The sequence below is a fragment of the Streptomyces sp. NPDC048278 genome, from assembly GCF_040652195.1.
GTDB lineage: Bacteria > Actinomycetota > Actinomycetes > Streptomycetales > Streptomycetaceae > Streptomyces.
Window position 1 is genome coordinate 216599 of sequence record NZ_JBEZLP010000006.1, and the last position, 15557, is coordinate 232155.

At 70.2% G+C, this 15557-nt stretch carries 14 protein-coding genes; 13 read left to right on the forward strand and 1 reads right to left on the reverse strand.

Annotated features, from left to right (window positions below; all coding sequences use genetic code 11):
• Nucleotides 1–195: 195 nt before the first annotated feature.
• A complete protein-coding gene (bldD, locus tag AB0D74_RS13980; RefSeq protein ID WP_293993121.1) occupies nucleotides 196–699 on the reverse strand; it encodes a transcriptional regulator BldD in 504 nt (167 codons plus the stop codon).
• A gap of 253 nt (nucleotides 700–952) precedes the next feature.
• On the opposite strand from bldD, the gene pyrR reads away from it, so the two are divergent.
• From pyrR to metK, 13 genes are all read left to right on the forward strand, one after another.
• A complete protein-coding gene (pyrR, locus tag AB0D74_RS13985) occupies nucleotides 953–1543 on the forward strand; it encodes a bifunctional pyr operon transcriptional regulator/uracil phosphoribosyltransferase PyrR (protein ID WP_362584792.1) in 591 nt (196 codons plus the stop codon).
• Between the two features lie 85 nt (nucleotides 1544–1628).
• On the forward strand, nucleotides 1629–2615 hold the full coding sequence (locus AB0D74_RS13990) for an aspartate carbamoyltransferase catalytic subunit (RefSeq protein ID WP_362584795.1): 987 nt from the start codon (nucleotides 1629–1631) through the stop codon (nucleotides 2613–2615).
• A 5-nt stretch (nucleotides 2616–2620) separates the two neighbouring features.
• Entirely contained in the window at nucleotides 2621–3907 is a 1287-nt protein-coding gene (locus AB0D74_RS13995; RefSeq protein WP_362584798.1) for a dihydroorotase, read from the forward strand.
• Complete coding sequence (locus tag AB0D74_RS14000) at nucleotides 3904–4473, forward strand: hypothetical protein (RefSeq protein ID WP_362584801.1); 570 nt, start codon at nucleotides 3904–3906, stop codon at nucleotides 4471–4473. Before AB0D74_RS13995 ends, AB0D74_RS14000 begins: the two co-directional genes overlap by 4 nt.
• Nucleotides 4470–5612, forward strand: a complete 1143-nt coding sequence (gene carA / locus AB0D74_RS14005; RefSeq protein WP_362584804.1) for a glutamine-hydrolyzing carbamoyl-phosphate synthase small subunit — start codon at nucleotides 4470–4472, stop codon at nucleotides 5610–5612. The genes AB0D74_RS14000 and carA overlap by 4 nt, the downstream gene beginning before the upstream one ends.
• Nucleotides 5605–8913: a carbamoyl-phosphate synthase large subunit gene (gene carB, locus AB0D74_RS14010; protein ID WP_362584808.1), complete on the forward strand. Its 3309-nt coding sequence runs from the start codon at nucleotides 5605–5607 to the stop codon at nucleotides 8911–8913. The genes carA and carB overlap by 8 nt, the downstream gene beginning before the upstream one ends.
• Nucleotides 8914–9034: 121 nt before the next feature.
• Nucleotides 9035–10141 (forward strand): quinone-dependent dihydroorotate dehydrogenase, encoded by a 1107-nt coding sequence (locus tag AB0D74_RS14015; protein ID WP_362584811.1) that lies wholly within the window; start codon nucleotides 9035–9037, stop codon nucleotides 10139–10141.
• Nucleotides 10138–10983: an orotidine-5'-phosphate decarboxylase gene (pyrF, locus tag AB0D74_RS14020; RefSeq protein ID WP_362584814.1), complete on the forward strand. Its 846-nt coding sequence runs from the start codon at nucleotides 10138–10140 to the stop codon at nucleotides 10981–10983. The genes AB0D74_RS14015 and pyrF overlap by 4 nt, the downstream gene beginning before the upstream one ends.
• 278 nt (nucleotides 10984–11261) lie before the next feature.
• Nucleotides 11262–11585, forward strand: coding sequence for an integration host factor (locus AB0D74_RS14025; protein ID WP_003977346.1), 324 nt, complete (start codon nucleotides 11262–11264; stop codon nucleotides 11583–11585).
• Between the two features lie 60 nt (nucleotides 11586–11645).
• Entirely contained in the window at nucleotides 11646–12239 is a 594-nt protein-coding gene (gene gmk / locus AB0D74_RS14030) for a guanylate kinase (RefSeq protein ID WP_362584817.1), read from the forward strand.
• Nucleotides 12240–12290: 51 nt separating this feature from the next.
• Nucleotides 12291–12563, forward strand: a complete 273-nt coding sequence (rpoZ, locus tag AB0D74_RS14035) for a DNA-directed RNA polymerase subunit omega (protein WP_005319902.1) — start codon at nucleotides 12291–12293, stop codon at nucleotides 12561–12563.
• 108 nt (nucleotides 12564–12671) lie between these two features.
• Entirely contained in the window at nucleotides 12672–13901 is a 1230-nt protein-coding gene (coaBC, locus tag AB0D74_RS14040; RefSeq protein ID WP_362584820.1) for a bifunctional phosphopantothenoylcysteine decarboxylase/phosphopantothenate--cysteine ligase CoaBC, read from the forward strand.
• Between the two features lie 239 nt (nucleotides 13902–14140).
• A complete protein-coding gene (gene metK, locus AB0D74_RS14045) occupies nucleotides 14141–15349 on the forward strand; it encodes a methionine adenosyltransferase (RefSeq protein WP_362584822.1) in 1209 nt (402 codons plus the stop codon).
• The last annotated feature ends 208 nt before the right edge of the window (nucleotides 15350–15557 follow it).

Sequence of the window (15557 nt, forward strand, 5' to 3'; positions counted from 1 at the left end):
GTGAGGGATTCGCGGGGACGGGCGTCGGCCGTGGTGCCGTCACCGCGGCCGTAGGGCGTGCTGTTGAAACGGCCTTAGGGCGTGCGGTCACGTGACCCTGGGGCTTGCGGTCACCGCGGGCGTGGAACGCAGCAGGGGCGGAGCCCCTTGGCTCCGCCCCTTGTAGAGACGTTTCTGCGCAGTATGTCCCGTGTCTCAGGCCTCTTCGTGGGTGGCCACCGCGCGGCGGGCGTCCGCGTCCAGGACGCCCCAGCTGATCAGCTGCTCGGTGAGGACCGAGGGGGATTGGTCGTAGATGACGGCCAGGGTGCGCAGGTCGTCCTGGCGGATCGACAGCACCTTGCCGTTGTAGTCACCGCGCTGGGACTGGATCGTCGCCGCGTAGCGCTGCAGCGGTCCCGCCTTCTCGGCCGGCACGTTGGCCAGCCGCTCCAGGTCGAGGACCAGCTTCGGCGGGGGCTCGGCGGCACCGCCGGGAGTCGTGCCGGGCAGCAGCTCCTGCACCGGGACCCCGTAGAAATCCGCCAACTCTGCAAGGCGCTGTACGGTCACGGCACGGTCGCCGCGCTCGTACGAACCGACCACCACGGCCTTCCAGCGACCCTGGGACTTCTCCTCGACACCGTGGAGGGAAAGGCCCTGCTGGGTGCGGATGGCCCGGAGCTTGGCCCCGAGCTGTTTGGCGTATTCGCTGGACATATAGCTCCCCGGACACTGTGTCGACGCGGCCGGCCTTGGTTCCCGCCGCGCGGCTGGTAACTCACTGTGAGGTTACGCAGCGTTACTCTGCTGCGTCAAGCCGAATGGTCCGCACCGACTCTTCCGTGGTGACGATGACCGATTACGCCAGGGGGGTGATCAGGGGCCTCTTCGCCACCTGCTACCGTTGATGGCGCAAATCCGACGTCCTTTAAAGTCCGTCCCGTGAGGCGGAGAAGGGGGTCCGTTTCGTATGGACAAGCAGAACCAGCAGGAAGGGCCTGACGCCGCGGCGCAGGCTTCCGATGCGCGGCCCGTTCTCGAGGGCCCGGACATCGCGCGGGTGCTGACCCGCATCGCCCACGAGATCGTCGAGCGCGCCAAGGGCGCCGACGACGTGGTGCTCCTCGGCATCCCGACCCGCGGCGTCTTCCTCGCCCAGCGGCTCGCCGCCAAGCTGGAGCAGATCACCGACCGCAAGATGCCCGTCGGTTCGCTCGACATCACCATGTACCGCGACGACCTGCGCATGCACCCGCCGCGTGCGCTGGCCCGCACCGACATCCCCGGTGACGGCATCGACGGCAGGCTGGTGATCCTCGTCGACGACGTGCTCTTCTCCGGCCGCACCATCCGCGCCGCGCTCGACGCCCTGAACGACATCGGGCGCCCCCGCGCGGTCCAGCTCGCGGTTCTCGTCGACCGCGGCCACCGCGAACTGCCCATCCGTGCCGACTACGTCGGCAAGAACCTCCCCACGTCGCTGCGGGAGACGGTCAAGGTCCTGCTCGCCGAGGAGGACGGTCGCGACACCGTCCTGCTCGGCGCGAAGCCGACCTCCTAGCAGGCCGCGGGGCCCGCACCACCCCGGTGCGCCCACGCCTGCCCGCAATCTCCCCCTTTGTGAACTGCCCTACGGAGCCTGACAGATGCAGCGTCATCTCATCTCGGCCGCCGACCTCACCCGCGACGACGCCGTCCTGATCCTCGACACCGCCGAGGAGATGGCCCGGGTCGCCGACCGGCCGATCAAGAAGCTGCCGACCCTGCGCGGTCGCACCGTCGTCAACCTCTTCTTCGAGGACTCGACCCGGACCCGGATCTCCTTCGAGGCCGCCGAGAAGCGCCTCTCCGCCGACGTCATCAACTTCACCGCCAAGGGGTCCAGCGTCTCCAAGGGCGAGTCCCTGAAGGACACCGCCCAGACCCTGGAGGCGATGGGTGTCGACGCCGTCGTCATCCGGCACGGCGCCTCCGGAGCCCCCTACCGCCTCGCCAACTCCGGCTGGATCGACGCGGCCGTCATCAACGCGGGCGACGGCACCCACCAGCACCCCACCCAGGCCCTCCTGGACGCCTTCACCATGCGCCGCCGCCTGGTCGGCCGGGACGCCGGAATAGGGCAGGACCTGGCCGGCAAGCGCATCACGATCGTCGGCGACGTCCTGCACAGCCGGGTCGCCCGGTCCAACGTCGACCTGCTGCACACCCTCGGCGCCGAGGTCACCCTGGTCGCCCCGCCCACCCTGGTCCCGGTCGGCGTCGAGCGCTGGCCCTGCGAGGTGTCGTACGACCTGGACGCCGTACTGCCCAAGTCCGACGCGGTGATGATGCTGCGCGTGCAGCGCGAGCGCATGAACGCGGCCTTCTTCCCGACCGAGCGCGAGTACTCGCGGCGCTACGGCCTCGACGGCGAGCGCATGGCCAGGATGCCCGAGCACGCCATCGTGATGCACCCCGGTCCGATGGTCCGCGGCATGGAGATCACCGCCGACGTCGCCGACTCCGAGCGCTGCACCGTGGTCGAGCAGGTCGCAAACGGAGTCTCCATCCGGATGGCCGTTCTGTACCTCCTGCTCGGCGGCAACGAACCCGCCGTCAGCCACGCCCGCACCACCACCACCGAGGAGAAGTAAGACCCATGAGCAAGATCCTGATCCGTGGTGCGAAGGTGCTCGGCGGTGAGCCGCAGGACGTCCTGATCGACGGCGAGACGATCGCCGAGGTGGGCTCCGGGCTGTCCGCCGAGGGCGCCGAGGTCGTCGAGGCGGCCGGCAAGGTGCTGCTGCCGGGCCTGGTCGACCTGCACACCCACCTGCGCGAGCCCGGCCGCGAGGACTCCGAGACCGTGCTGACCGGCACGCGCGCGGCGGCCTCCGGCGGCTACACGGCCGTGTTCGCCATGGCCAACACCTTCCCGGTCGCCGACACGGCCGGCGTCGTCGAGCAGGTCTACCGGCTCGGCCGGGAGCACGGCTACTGCGACGTCCAGCCGATCGGCGCCGTCACCGTCGGCCTGGAGGGCAGGAAGCTCGCCGAGCTGGGCGCCATGCACGAGTCGGCCGCCGGGGTCACCGTCTTCTCCGACGACGGCAAGTGCGTCGACGACGCCGTGATCATGCGCCGGGCGCTGGAGTACGTGAAGGCCTTCGGCGGGGTCGTCGCCCAGCACGCGCAGGAGCCCCGGCTGACCGAGGGCGCCCAGATGAACGAGGGCGTCGTCTCCGCCGAGCTGGGGCTGGGCGGCTGGCCGGCCGTCGCCGAGGAGTCGGTCATCGCGCGCGATGTGCTGCTCGCCGAGCACGTCGGGTCGCGGGTGCACATCTGCCACCTCTCGACCGCCGGGTCCGTCGAGATCGTGCGCTGGGCCAAGTCCCGGGGCATCGACGTCACCGCCGAGGTCACCCCGCACCACCTGCTCCTCACCGACGAGCTGGTGCGGTCGTACAACCCGGTCTACAAGGTCAACCCGCCGCTGCGCACCGAGCGCGACGTGCTCGCGCTGCGCGAGGCCCTCGCGGACGGCACGATCGACATCGTCGCCACCGACCACGCCCCGCACCCGCACGAGGACAAGGACTGCGAGTGGGCCGCCGCCGCCATGGGGATGGTCGGTCTGGAGACCGCGCTGTCCGTGGTCCAGGAGACCATGGTGGACACGGGCCTGCTGACCTGGGCCGGCGTCGCCGACCGCATGTCCTTCAAGCCCGCGCGGATCGGGCAGGCCGCCGGTCACGGCCGTCCCGTCTCGGCAGGCGAGCCCGCCAACCTCGCCCTCGTCGACACGGAATACCGTGGCCTGGTGGACCCCGCGGGCTTCGCCTCGCGCAGCCGCAACACCCCGTACGAGGGACGCGAGCTGCCGGGCCGTGTCACCCACACGTGGCTGCGGGGCAAGGCGACGCTCGTGGACGGGAAGCTGACGTGACACCTCTGATCCTGCTGGCCGACGAGAAGAAGTCGGCCGCGGTCACCGACTGGTCCGCCCGCATCGGCTGGCTGGTCGGCCTCGCCCTGTTCGTCGCACTCGTCTACTGGCTGATGCGCGAGGGCTGGAAGTGGCGCGGCACCCTCCAGGGCGACCTCCCGGAGCTGCCCACCGCGCCGGACGACCCCGGCGAGGCCAGACTGACGATGAGTGGCCGCTACCACGGCTCCACCACCGCCGGGCAGTGGCTGGACCGCATCGTGGCCCGTGGCCTCGGCTCCCGCAGCCGGGTCGAGCTCACCCTGACCGACGCGGGCCTGGACGTCGTACGCCCGGGCGCGACCGACTTCTTCATCCCCGCCGACGCGCTCCGTGAGGCCCTGCTCGGCAAGGGCATCGCGGGCAAGGTCCTCACCGAGGGCGGACTCCTCGTGGTGACCTGGGCGCACGGCGACAAGCTGATCGACTCCGGTTTCCGCTCCGACCACGCGGCGGAGCACACCGAGTGGGTCGACGCCATCAACTCCATGATCAAGACACCCAGCACGGAAGGCGCCGAACGATGACGACCTCCACAAGGGGAACCGGCAGGGTTCCCGCGGTACTCGTCCTGGAGGACGGCCGGATCTTCCGCGGTCGCGCCTACGGGGCCGTGGGGGAGACCTTCGGCGAGGCCGTGTTCTCCACCGGCATGACCGGCTACCAGGAGACCCTGACCGACCCCTCGTACGACCGCCAGATCGTGGTCGCCACCGCCCCCCAGATCGGCAACACGGGGTGGAACGACGAGGACGACGAGTCCAGCCGCATCTGGGTCTCCGGCTACGTCGTGCGCGACCCCGCGCGCGTGCCCTCCAACTGGCGCGCCAAGCGTTCGCTCGACGCGGAACTGGTGGCGCAGGGCGTGGTCGGCATCTCCGGGATCGACACCCGCGCCCTCACCCGCCACCTCCGCGAGCGCGGCTCGATGCGCGCCGGCGTCTTCTCCGGCGAGGCGATCGCCACCGACGCCGAGCTCCTCGCGCGCGTGCAGGACCAGCCGCACATGAAGGGTGCCTCGCTGTACGAGGAGGTCGCCACCAAGGAGGCGTACGTCGTCCCCGCGGTCGGCGAGAAGCGGTTCACCGTCGCCGCCGTCGACCTCGGCATCAAGGGCATGACCCCGCAGCGGATGGCCGAGCGCGGCATCGAGGTGCACGTGCTGCCCGCGACCGCCACCGAGGACGACGTGTACGCCGTCTCCCCGGACGGCGTGTTCTTCTCCAACGGCCCCGGCGACCCGGCCACGGCCGACGGCCCGGTGGCCCTGATGTCCGCCGTCCTGGCGCGGAGGACCCCGCTCTTCGGCATCTGCTTCGGCAACCAGATCCTCGGCCGCGCGCTCGGCTTCGGCACCTACAAGCTGAAGTACGGCCACCGGGGCATCAACCAGCCGGTCCAGGACCGTACGACCGGCAAGGTCGAGGTCACCGCGCACAACCACGGCTTCGCCGTCGACGCGCCGCTCGACCAGGTCAGCGAGACCAAGTTCGGCCGCGCCGAGGTCTCGCACGTCTGCCTCAACGACGACGTCGTGGAGGGGCTGCAGCTGCTCGACCAGCCGGCCTTCTCCGTCCAGTACCACCCCGAAGCGGCAGCAGGCCCGCACGACGCCGCCTACCTGTTCGACCGCTTCGTTTCCCTGATGGAGGGCCAGCGTGCCTAAGCGCACCGATATCCAGTCCGTCCTGGTCATCGGCTCCGGCCCGATCGTCATCGGCCAGGCCGCCGAGTTCGACTACTCCGGCACCCAGGCCTGCCGCGTGCTGCGCGCCGAGGGCCTGCGGGTCGTCCTGGTCAACTCCAACCCGGCGACGATCATGACCGACCCGGAGATCGCCGACGCGACCTACGTCGAGCCGATCACCCCCGAGTTCGTCGAGAAGATCATCGCCAAGGAGCGCCCGGACGCGCTGCTGCCCACCCTGGGCGGCCAGACGGCGCTCAACACCGCGATCTCGCTCGACGAGAACGGTGTCCTCGCCAAGTACGGCGTCGAACTGATCGGCGCCAACGTCGAGGCCATCAACAAGGGCGAGGACCGCGACCTCTTCAAGGAGGTCGTGGCGGAGGTCCGCCGCAAGATCGGGTACGGCGAGTCCGCCCGGTCCGTCATCTGCCACTCCATGGACGACGTCCTCGCGGGCGTCGACGAGCTGGGCGGCTACCCGGTCGTCGTCCGCCCCTCCTTCACCATGGGCGGCGCCGGCTCCGGCTTCGCCCACGACGAGGAGGAGCTGCGCCGGATCGCCGGCCAGGGCCTCACGCTCTCCCCGACCACCGAGGTGCTCCTGGAGGAGTCCATCCTCGGCTGGAAGGAGTACGAGCTGGAGCTGATGCGCGACAAGCACGACAACGTCGTGGTCGTCTGCTCCATCGAGAACTTCGACCCGATGGGCGTGCACACGGGTGACTCGATCACCGTCGCGCCGTCCATGACCCTCACCGACCGCGAGTACCAGGTCCTCCGCGACATCGGCATCGCCGTGATCCGCGAGGTCGGTGTGGACACCGGCGGCTGCAACATCCAGTTCGCGGTGAACCCCGAGGACGGCCGGGTCATCGTCATCGAGATGAACCCGCGCGTGTCGCGGTCCTCGGCGCTCGCCTCCAAGGCGACCGGCTTCCCGATTGCGAAGATTGCCGCGAAGCTGGCTGTCGGCTACACCCTCGACGAGATCCCCAACGACATCACGCAGGAGACCCCGGCCTCCTTCGAGCCCACGCTCGACTATGTGGTCGTCAAGGCTCCGCGATTCGCGTTCGAGAAGTTCCCGTCCGCCGACTCCACGCTGACCACCACCATGAAGTCGGTCGGCGAGGCGATGGCCATCGGCCGCAACTTCCCGGAGGCCTTCCAGAAGGCGCTGCGCTCGCTGGAGAAGAAGGACAGCCAGTTCACCTTCGTCGGCGAGCCCGGCGACAAGGAGACGCTGCTGCACGAGGCGGTACGGCCCACCGACGGCCGGATCAACACCGTCATGCAGGCCATCCGCGCGGGCGCCACGCCCGAGGAGGTCTTCGAGTTCACGAAGATCGACCCGTGGTTCGTCGACCAGCTCTTCCTGATCAAGGAGATTGCCGACGAACTGGCCGAGGCGCCGGAACTGAGCGCCGAGCTGATCGCCGACGCCAAGCGGCACGGCTTCTCCGACCAGCAGATCGCCGAGATCCGCGGCCTGCGCGAGGACGTCGTCCGCGAGGTCCGGCACGCGCTGGGCGTGCGCCCGGTCTACAAGACGGTCGACACCTGCGCCGCCGAGTTCGCCGCGAAGACGCCGTACTTCTACTCCTCCTACGACGAGGAGACCGAGGTCGCGCCGCGCGAGAAGCCGGCCGTCATCATCCTGGGCTCAGGGCCCAACCGCATCGGCCAGGGCATCGAGTTCGACTACTCGTGCGTGCACGCGTCCTTCGCGCTGAGCGACGCCGGCTACGAGACGGTGATGGTCAACTGCAACCCGGAGACCGTCTCCACCGACTACGACACCTCCGACCGGCTCTACTTCGAGCCGCTCACGCTGGAGGACGTGCTGGAGATCGTGCACGCCGAGCAGCAGGCCGGTCCGGTCGCGGGCGTGGTCGTGCAGCTGGGCGGCCAGACCCCGCTGGGCCTGTCCCAGGCGCTCAAGGACAACGGCGTGCCGATCGTCGGCACGTCCCCCGAGGCGATCCACGCCGCCGAGGACCGGGGCGCCTTCGGGCGGGTCCTCGCCGAGGCGGGCCTGCCGGCCCCCAAGCACGGCACGGCGACCACCTTCGCCGAGGCCAAGGCCATCGCCGACGAGATCGGCTACCCGGTCCTCGTCCGGCCGTCGTACGTCCTCGGCGGGCGCGGCATGGAGATCGTCTACGACGAGACCCGCCTCGCCTCCTACATCGCCGAGTCGACCGAGATCAGCCCCTCCCGGCCGGTCCTCGTCGACCGGTTCCTCGACGACGCCATCGAGATCGACGTGGACGCGCTCTACGACGGCCAGGAGCTGTACCTCGGTGGCGTCATGGAGCACATCGAGGAGGCCGGCATCCACTCCGGCGACTCGGCGTGCGCCCTGCCGCCGATCACGCTCGGCGGCTTCGACATCAAGCGGCTGCGGGCCTCGACCGAGGCCATCGCGCGCGGGGTCGGCGTACGCGGTCTGATCAACATCCAGTTCGCGATGGCCGGGGACATCCTCTACGTCCTCGAAGCCAACCCGCGCGCGTCCCGCACGGTTCCCTTCACCTCGAAGGCGACCGCGGTGCCGCTGGCGAAGGCCGCCGCCCGGATCTCGCTGGGCGCGACCGTCGCCGAACTGCGCGCCGAGGGCCTGCTCCCGGCCCACGGCGACGGCGGTGAGCTGCCGTTCGACGCGCCGATCTCCGTGAAGGAGGCGGTCATGCCGTGGTCGCGGTTCCGTGACATCCACGGGCGGGGCGTGGACACCGTCCTCGGCCCGGAGATGCGCTCCACGGGCGAGGTCATGGGCATCGACTCGGTCTTCGGCACGGCGTACGCCAAGTCGCAGGCCGGGGCTTACGGGCCGCTGCCCACCAAGGGCCGCGCGTTCATCTCCGTCGCCAACCGCGACAAGCGCTCCATGATCTTCCCGGCGCGTGAGCTGGTCGCCCACGGCTTCGAGCTGCTGGCCACCTCCGGCACGGCCGAGGTGCTCAAGCGCAACGGCATCAACGCGACCGTCGTCCGCAAGCAGTCGGAGGGGGTCGGCCCCAACGGCGAGAAGACGATCGTGCAGCTCGTCCACGACGGCGAGGTGGACCTCATCGTCAACACACCGTACGGCACGGGGGGTCGCCTGGACGGGTACGAGATCCGGACGGCCGCGGTGGCCCGGTCGGTGCCGTGCCTGACGACCGTGCAGGCGCTGGCGGCGGCTGTGCAGGGCATTGACGCGCTGAACCACGGGGACGTGGGGGTGCGGTCGCTCCAGGAGCATGCGGAGCGGTTGACCGCGGCTCGGGACTGAAAGGTCGTAGTGAGACTGCGGGCCGGTTGTGGCCGGTCGCGCAGTTCCCCGCGCCCCGTCGGGGCGCTCCACTGAGGGGGGACTCCGGAGACGGCGTCCCCCCTCCGTATGAGGACAACCGATGTACAGGATCTTCTTTCAGCTCGTCTTCCGGCGGATGGATCCCGAGGCCGCTCACCACCTCGCCTTCCGGTGGATCCGGCTCGCCGCCCGGATCCCCGTGCTGCGCACGTTCGTCGCCGCCGCGCTCGCGCCCCGCTACAAGGAACTGCGCACCGAGGCGTTCGGACTGCGGATGCACGGGCCGTTCGGGCTGGCCGCCGGGTTCGACAAGAACGCCGTGGCGATCGACGGGATGTCGATGCTGGGGTTCGACCACGTCGAGATCGGGACCGTGACCGGGGAGGCGCAGCCCGGTAATCCCAAGAAGCGGCTGTTCCGGCTCGTCGGGGACCGGGCGCTGATCAACCGGATGGGGTTCAACAACGACGGCTCGTTGACCGTCGCAGCGCGGCTGGCGACCCGTGAGGCCGTGTTCAGGACCGTCGTGGGCGTCAACATCGGCAAGACCAAGGTGGTGCCGGAGGCCGAGGCCGTCGGCGACTACGTGAAGTCCGCCGAGCGGCTCGCGCCGTACGCCGACTACCTGGTCGTGAACGTGTCGTCGCCGAACACGCCCGGCCTGCGCAACCTCCAGGCCGTCGACCACCTCCGTCCGCTGCTGACGGCCGTGCGCGAGGCCGCCGACCGCGTGTCGGCGAACCGCCGGGTGCCGCTGCTGGTGAAGATCGCGCCGGACCTCGCCGACGAGGACGTCGACGCCGTCGCGGACCTGGCCGTGGAACTGGGGCTCGACGGGATCATCGCCACCAACACGACGATCGCCCGCGAGGGCCTCGGGCTGCGGTCGGATCCCGCCCTGGTGAAGGAGACCGGAGGACTCTCCGGGGCGCCGCTCAAGGCGCGCTCCCTGGAGGTGCTGCGGCGGCTGTACGCGCGCGTGGGCGACCGGATCGCCCTGGTGGGCGTCGGCGGCATCGAGGACGCCGAGGACGCCTGGCAGCGGATCCTGGCCGGTGCCACGCTGGTGCAGGGCTACAGCGCCTTCATCTACCAGGGCCCCTTCTGGGCCCGTGCCGTCCACAAGGGCCTCGCGGCACGCCTGCGCACCAGCCCGTACGCCACCCTCGCCGACGCGGTCGGCGCCGACGTGAGGAAGACCGTATGAGCCCGTTGGAGCCCTTCGGCGCGCGGCTGCGCCGCGTCATGGACGAGCGCGGTCCGCTGTGCGTCGGCATCGACCCGCACGCCTCACTGCTCACCGAGTGGGGTCTGAACGCCGACGTGGCGGGCCTGGAGCGGTTCAGCCGTACCGTCGTGGAGGCGGTGGCCGACCGGGTCGCCGTGATGAAGCCGCAGAGCGCGTTCTTCGAGCGGTTCGGCTCGCGCGGGATCGCCGTCCTGGAGCGGGTGGTGGCGGAGGCGCGGGCGGCCGGGACGCTGGTCGTGATGGACGCCAAGCGCGGCGACATCGGCTCGACCATGGCCGGGTACGCGGAGGCCTTCCTGAGCAAGGACGCCCCGCTGTTCTCGGACGCCCTGACCGTCTCCCCGTACCTCGGCTACGGCTCGCTCAGCCCGGCCGTCGCGCTGGCCCGGGAGACCGGGGCCGGCCTGTTCGTGCTGGCGCTCACCTCCAACCCGGAGGGGCCCGAGGTGCAGCACGCGGTGCGTGCCGACGGGCGCACGGTCGGCGCCACCGTCCTGGCCCATCTCGCCGCCGAGAACGCGGGGGAGGAGCCGCTGGGTTCCTTCGGCGCCGTGGTCGGTGCCACGGTCGGCGACCTGTCGTCGTACGACCTCGACATCAACGGCCCGCTCCTCGCGCCGGGCGTCGGCGCGCAGGGGGCGACGGCGGCCGATCTTCCCGCGGTCTTCGGGGCTTCGGTGCGCAACGTGGTTCCAAACGTGAGCCGAGGTGTTTTGCGTCACGGTCCCGATGTCGGGGCCCTGCGGGCGGCAGCGGACCGGTTCGCGGGTGAGATCCGGGATGTCGTCGCAGGTCGGTGAGGGCTCCGACGGGACTCCGCCGACTGCTCGGGCGAGCACTTCGGCGACCGCCCGATCGTGAATACATCCTCAAATCCAGGGCAATATGTCTGAAATGTCTGGCCTGACGGAGGCTGACCAGGACTTTTCCGCTGTTCTCGCTGACTCCGGCGGACTTGCCCGCTAGTCTCCGAGCAGAGTCAACGGGCAAGCGTGTTGCTCGTAGCTCCCCAGGTGTGGGGCGACTAGGTTCCTCACCGGTCCGTATCCGACAGTTCGACATCCGAGGTGACGTAGGCGTGGCTCTTCCGCCCCTTACCCCTGAACAGCGCGCAGCCGCGCTCGAAAAGGCCGCCGCGGCTCGCCGGGAGCGGGCCGAGGTCAAGAATCGACTCAAGCACTCCGGCGCCTCTCTCCACGAGGTCATCAAGCAGGGCCAGGAAAACGACGTCATCGGCAAGATGAAGGTCTCCGCCCTGCTCGAGTCCCTGCCGGGCGTGGGCAAGGTCCGCGCCAAGCAGATCATGGAGCGACTCGGGATCTCCGAGAGCCGCCGCGTGCGTGGCCTCGGTTCCAACCAGATCGCCTCCCTGGAGCGCGAGTTCGGCAGCACCGGCTCCTGATCACGAGGCCGTCCGGGAGGGCCGTCCCGGACGGCCTGCGATTGCTGGAATAATCGCTGCATGGCTGCAACATTCCGGGGGACGACCCCCGAGCCCCCGGACGAACGTCCGCGGCTGACCGTGCTCTCCGGCCCCTCCGGGGTCGGCAAGAGCACGGTCGTCGCCCATATGCGCAAGGAGCACCCCGAGGTCTGGCTCTCGGTGTCGGCTACCACGCGCAGGCCGCGCCCCGGCGAGAAGCACGGCGTCCACTACTTCTTCGTCTCCGACGAGGAGATGGACAAACTGATCGCCAACGGCGAACTCCTGGAGTGGGCCGAGTTCGCCGGCAACCGCTACGGCACCCCGCGTGCCGCGGTCCTCGAACACCTGGAGGCCGGCGTGCCGGTCCTCCTGGAGATCGACCTCCAGGGCGCCCGGCAGGTCCGCGAGACCATGCCGGACGGCCGGCTGGTGTTCCTGGCGCCTCCTTCCTGGGAGGAGCTGGTGCGCAGGCTCACCGGGCGTGGCACCGAGGCGCCCGAGGTGATCGAGCGGCGGCTGGACGCGGCCAAGGTCGAGCTCGCGGCCGAGCCCGAGTTCGACGAAACCCTGGTCAACACCTCTGTCAAGGACGTGGCGCGCGAGCTGCTAGCCTTGATGGACGTTGTGTGATCGTTGCTGATCATTCAGACTGAATCTTTCCCATCCATCGGAAGGCAGAGCGTGTCCTCTTCCATCACCGCGCCCGAGGGCATCATCAACCCTCCGATCGACGAGCTCCTCGAGGCCACCGACTCGAAGTACAGCCTCGTGATCTACGCGGCCAAGCGCGCCCGTCAGATCAACGCGTACTACTCGCAGCTCGGCGAGGGCCTCCTCGAGTACGTCGGTCCGCTCGTCGACACGCACGTCCACGAGAAGCCGCTCTCCATCGCCCTGCGCGAGATCAACGCGGGTCTGCTGACGTCCGAGGCCATCGAGGGCCCGGCGCAGTAGTAGTGCAGTAGTACTACCGCGGGTACTCGCGGTAGTACTTTCGTATTGCGGTTGACTTATCCACAGGCCCGGCAGCCGACTGCCGGGCCTGTGGTGTGTGATGGCGTCATGGATTCGACGAGTGGAGGCCCGGTGGGCAAGCCGAAGGTCGTGCTGGGGGTCAGCGGCGGCATCGCCGCGTACAAGGCCTGTGAGCTGCTGAGGAGGTTCACCGAGTCGGGCCACGACGTCCGGGTCGTGCCCACCGCCTCCGCGCTGCACTTCGTCGGCGCCGCGACCTGGTCCGCCCTCTCCGGCAACCCGGTCTCCACCGAGGTCTGGGACCACGTCGAGGAGGTCCCGCACGTCCGCATCGGCCAGCACGCCGATCTGGTCGTCGTCGCCCCCGCCACCGCCGACATGCTCGCCAAGGCGGCCCACGGCCTCGCCGACGACCTGCTCACCAACACCCTCCTCACCGCCCGCTGCCCGGTCGTCTTCGCCCCGGCGATGCACACGGAGATGTGGGAGCACCCGGCCACCCAGGAGAACGTGGCCACGCTGCGCCGCCGCGGCGCCGTCGTGATCGAGCCGGCGGTCGGCCGCCTCACCGGCGTCGACACCGGCAAGGGGCGCTTCCCCGACCCGGCGGAGATCTTCGAGGCCTGCCGCCGCGTCCTCGGGAGAGGAGCGGCGGAGCCAGACCTGGCCGGCCGCCACGTCGTCGTGTCCGCCGGCGGCACCCGCGAGCCCCTCGACCCGGTCCGCTTCCTCGGCAACCGCTCCTCCGGCAAGCAGGGCTACGCGCTCGCCCGCACGGCCGCCGCCCGGGGGGCCAGAGTGACCCTGGTCGCCGCGAACACCGCAGGGCTGCCCGACCCGGCCGGCGTGGACATCGTCCCGGTCGGTACGGCCGTACAGCTGCGGGAGGCCGTGCTGAAGGCGGCGGCCGACGCCGACGCCGTGGTGATGGCCGCCGCCGTCGCCGACTTCCGCCCCGCGGTCTACGCGGCCGGGAAGATCAAGAAGAAGGACGGCCAGGACCCGGAGCCGATCGTCCTGGTGCGGAATCCGGACATCCTCGCGGAGATCTCGGCCGACCGGGCGCGGTCCGGACAGGTGATCGTCGGCTTCGCCGCCGAGACCGACGACGTCCTCGCCAACGGCCGGACCAAGCTGGCGCGCAAGGGCTGCGACCTGCTGGTGGTGAACGAGGTGGGCGAGCGCAAGACCTTCGGCTCCGAGGAGAACGAGGCCGTGGTGCTCGGGGCCGACGGCAGCGAGACGCCCGTGCCGCACGGGCCGAAGGAGGCCCTCGCCGACATCGTGTGGGATCTGGTGGCGGCCCGTTTGGGTTGACTTATTTCGGCCATATGTCAACTTTCCCGGACGCGACATTGCGGTGCGGGGGCTCTGGCCAAGGCCGCCGGCCATTGGGCAGAATGCCCGTGCCGCAGGTCACAGCACTTCCGAGTGTCGAGACAGGTAGGCCGGCGGCCGAGTGCGACCGATAAACTGTTCTCGGACGGTGCCCGGGTGCAGCCCCCGTGTCGTCCGCCAATGATCAGACAGCAGCCGCTGCAACCCCAGGGAGCGTTGTGTCCCGTCGCCTGTTCACCTCGGAGTCCGTGACCGAGGGTCACCCCGACAAGATCGCTGACCAGATCAGCGACACCATTCTCGACGCGCTTCTGCGCGAGGACCCGACCTCCCGGGTCGCCGTCGAGACGCTGATCACCACCGGCCTGGTGCACGTGGCCGGCGAGGTCACGACCAAGACGTACGCGGACATCGCGACGCTGGTCCGCAACAAGATCCTGGAGATCGGCTACGACTCCTCGAAGAAGGGCTTCGACGGCGCCTCCTGCGGCGTCTCGGTCTCGATCGGCGCGCAGTCCCCGGACATCGCCCAGGGCGTGGACACGGCCTACGAGAACCGGGTCGAGGGCGACGAGGACGAGCTCGACAAGCAGGGCGCCGGCGACCAGGGCCTGATGTTCGGCTACGCCACCGACGAGACGCCGACGCTGATGCCGCTCCCGATCTTCCTGGCGCACCGCCTCTCCAAGCGCCTCTCCGAGGTCCGCAAGAACGGCACCATCCCCTACCTGCGCCCCGACGGCAAGACGCAGGTCACCATCGAGTACGACGGCGACAAGGCCGTCCGCCTCGACACGGTCGTGGTCTCCAGCCAGCACGCCTCCGACATCGACCTGGAGTCGCTGCTCGCCCCCGACATCCGCGAGTTCGTCGTGGAGCCGGAGCTGAAGGCGCTGCTGGACGAGGGCATCAAGCTCGACACCGAGGGCTACCGCCTGCTGGTCAACCCGACCGGCCGCTTCGAGATCGGCGGCCCGATGGGCGACGCCGGCCTGACCGGCCGCAAGATCATCATCGACACCTACGGCGGCATGGCCCGCCACGGCGGCGGTGCCTTCTCCGGCAAGGACCCGTCCAAGGTCGACCGCTCGGCCGCCTACGCCATGCGCTGGGTCGCGAAGAACGTCGTCGCCGCCGGCCTGGCCGCCCGCTGCGAGGTCCAGGTCGCCTACGCGATCGGCAAGGCCGAGCCGGTGGGCCTCTTCGTCGAGACCTTCGGCACCGCCAAGATCGACCACGAGAAGATCGAGAAGGCGATCGACGAGGTCTTCGACCTCCGCCCGGCCGCGATCATCCGCGACCTCGACCTGCTCCGCCCGATCTACGCCCAGACCGCCGCGTACGGCCACTTCGGCCGCGAGCTCCCCGACTTCACCTGGGAGCGCACGGACCGCGTGGACGCCCTGCGCACGGCCGCGGGCCTCTGACACCCCCGGAAATCCACCGCCGAGGCCCGGTTCCCCCACGGGGAGCCGGGCCTCGGCGTGTCCGGGGAAACCGGAGGCGCGGAGACCGTCCCGGGTACCGCGGAAATCGGCTGGTCGCCGGGAAGGCGTGATCGGTACGGTGAGGCCCTCCCGGTGCGACGGCCGTGGTTACTTCTGTGGAGTGCGCATATGGCGCGCGGTGAAACTG

What these genes read in the sequence shown, in the direction of transcription:
- bldD (WP_293993121.1), bottom strand. Translation starts at nt 699, where the DNA reads ATGTCCAGCGAATACGCCAAACAGCTCGGGGCCAAGCTCCGGGCCATC.
- pyrR (WP_362584792.1), top strand. Translation starts at nt 953, where the DNA reads ATGGACAAGCAGAACCAGCAGGAAGGGCCTGACGCCGCGGCGCAGGCT.
- AB0D74_RS13990 (WP_362584795.1), top strand. Translation starts at nt 1,629, where the DNA reads ATGCAGCGTCATCTCATCTCGGCCGCCGACCTCACCCGCGACGACGCC.
- AB0D74_RS13995 (WP_362584798.1), top strand. Translation starts at nt 2,621, where the DNA reads ATGAGCAAGATCCTGATCCGTGGTGCGAAGGTGCTCGGCGGTGAGCCG.
- carA (WP_362584804.1), top strand. Translation starts at nt 4,470, where the DNA reads ATGACGACCTCCACAAGGGGAACCGGCAGGGTTCCCGCGGTACTCGTC.
- AB0D74_RS14015 (WP_362584811.1), top strand. Translation starts at nt 9,035, where the DNA reads ATGTACAGGATCTTCTTTCAGCTCGTCTTCCGGCGGATGGATCCCGAG.
- pyrF (WP_362584814.1), top strand. Translation starts at nt 10,138, where the DNA reads ATGAGCCCGTTGGAGCCCTTCGGCGCGCGGCTGCGCCGCGTCATGGAC.
- gmk (WP_362584817.1), top strand. Translation starts at nt 11,646, where the DNA reads ATGGCTGCAACATTCCGGGGGACGACCCCCGAGCCCCCGGACGAACGT.
- coaBC (WP_362584820.1), top strand. Translation starts at nt 12,672, where the DNA reads ATGGATTCGACGAGTGGAGGCCCGGTGGGCAAGCCGAAGGTCGTGCTG.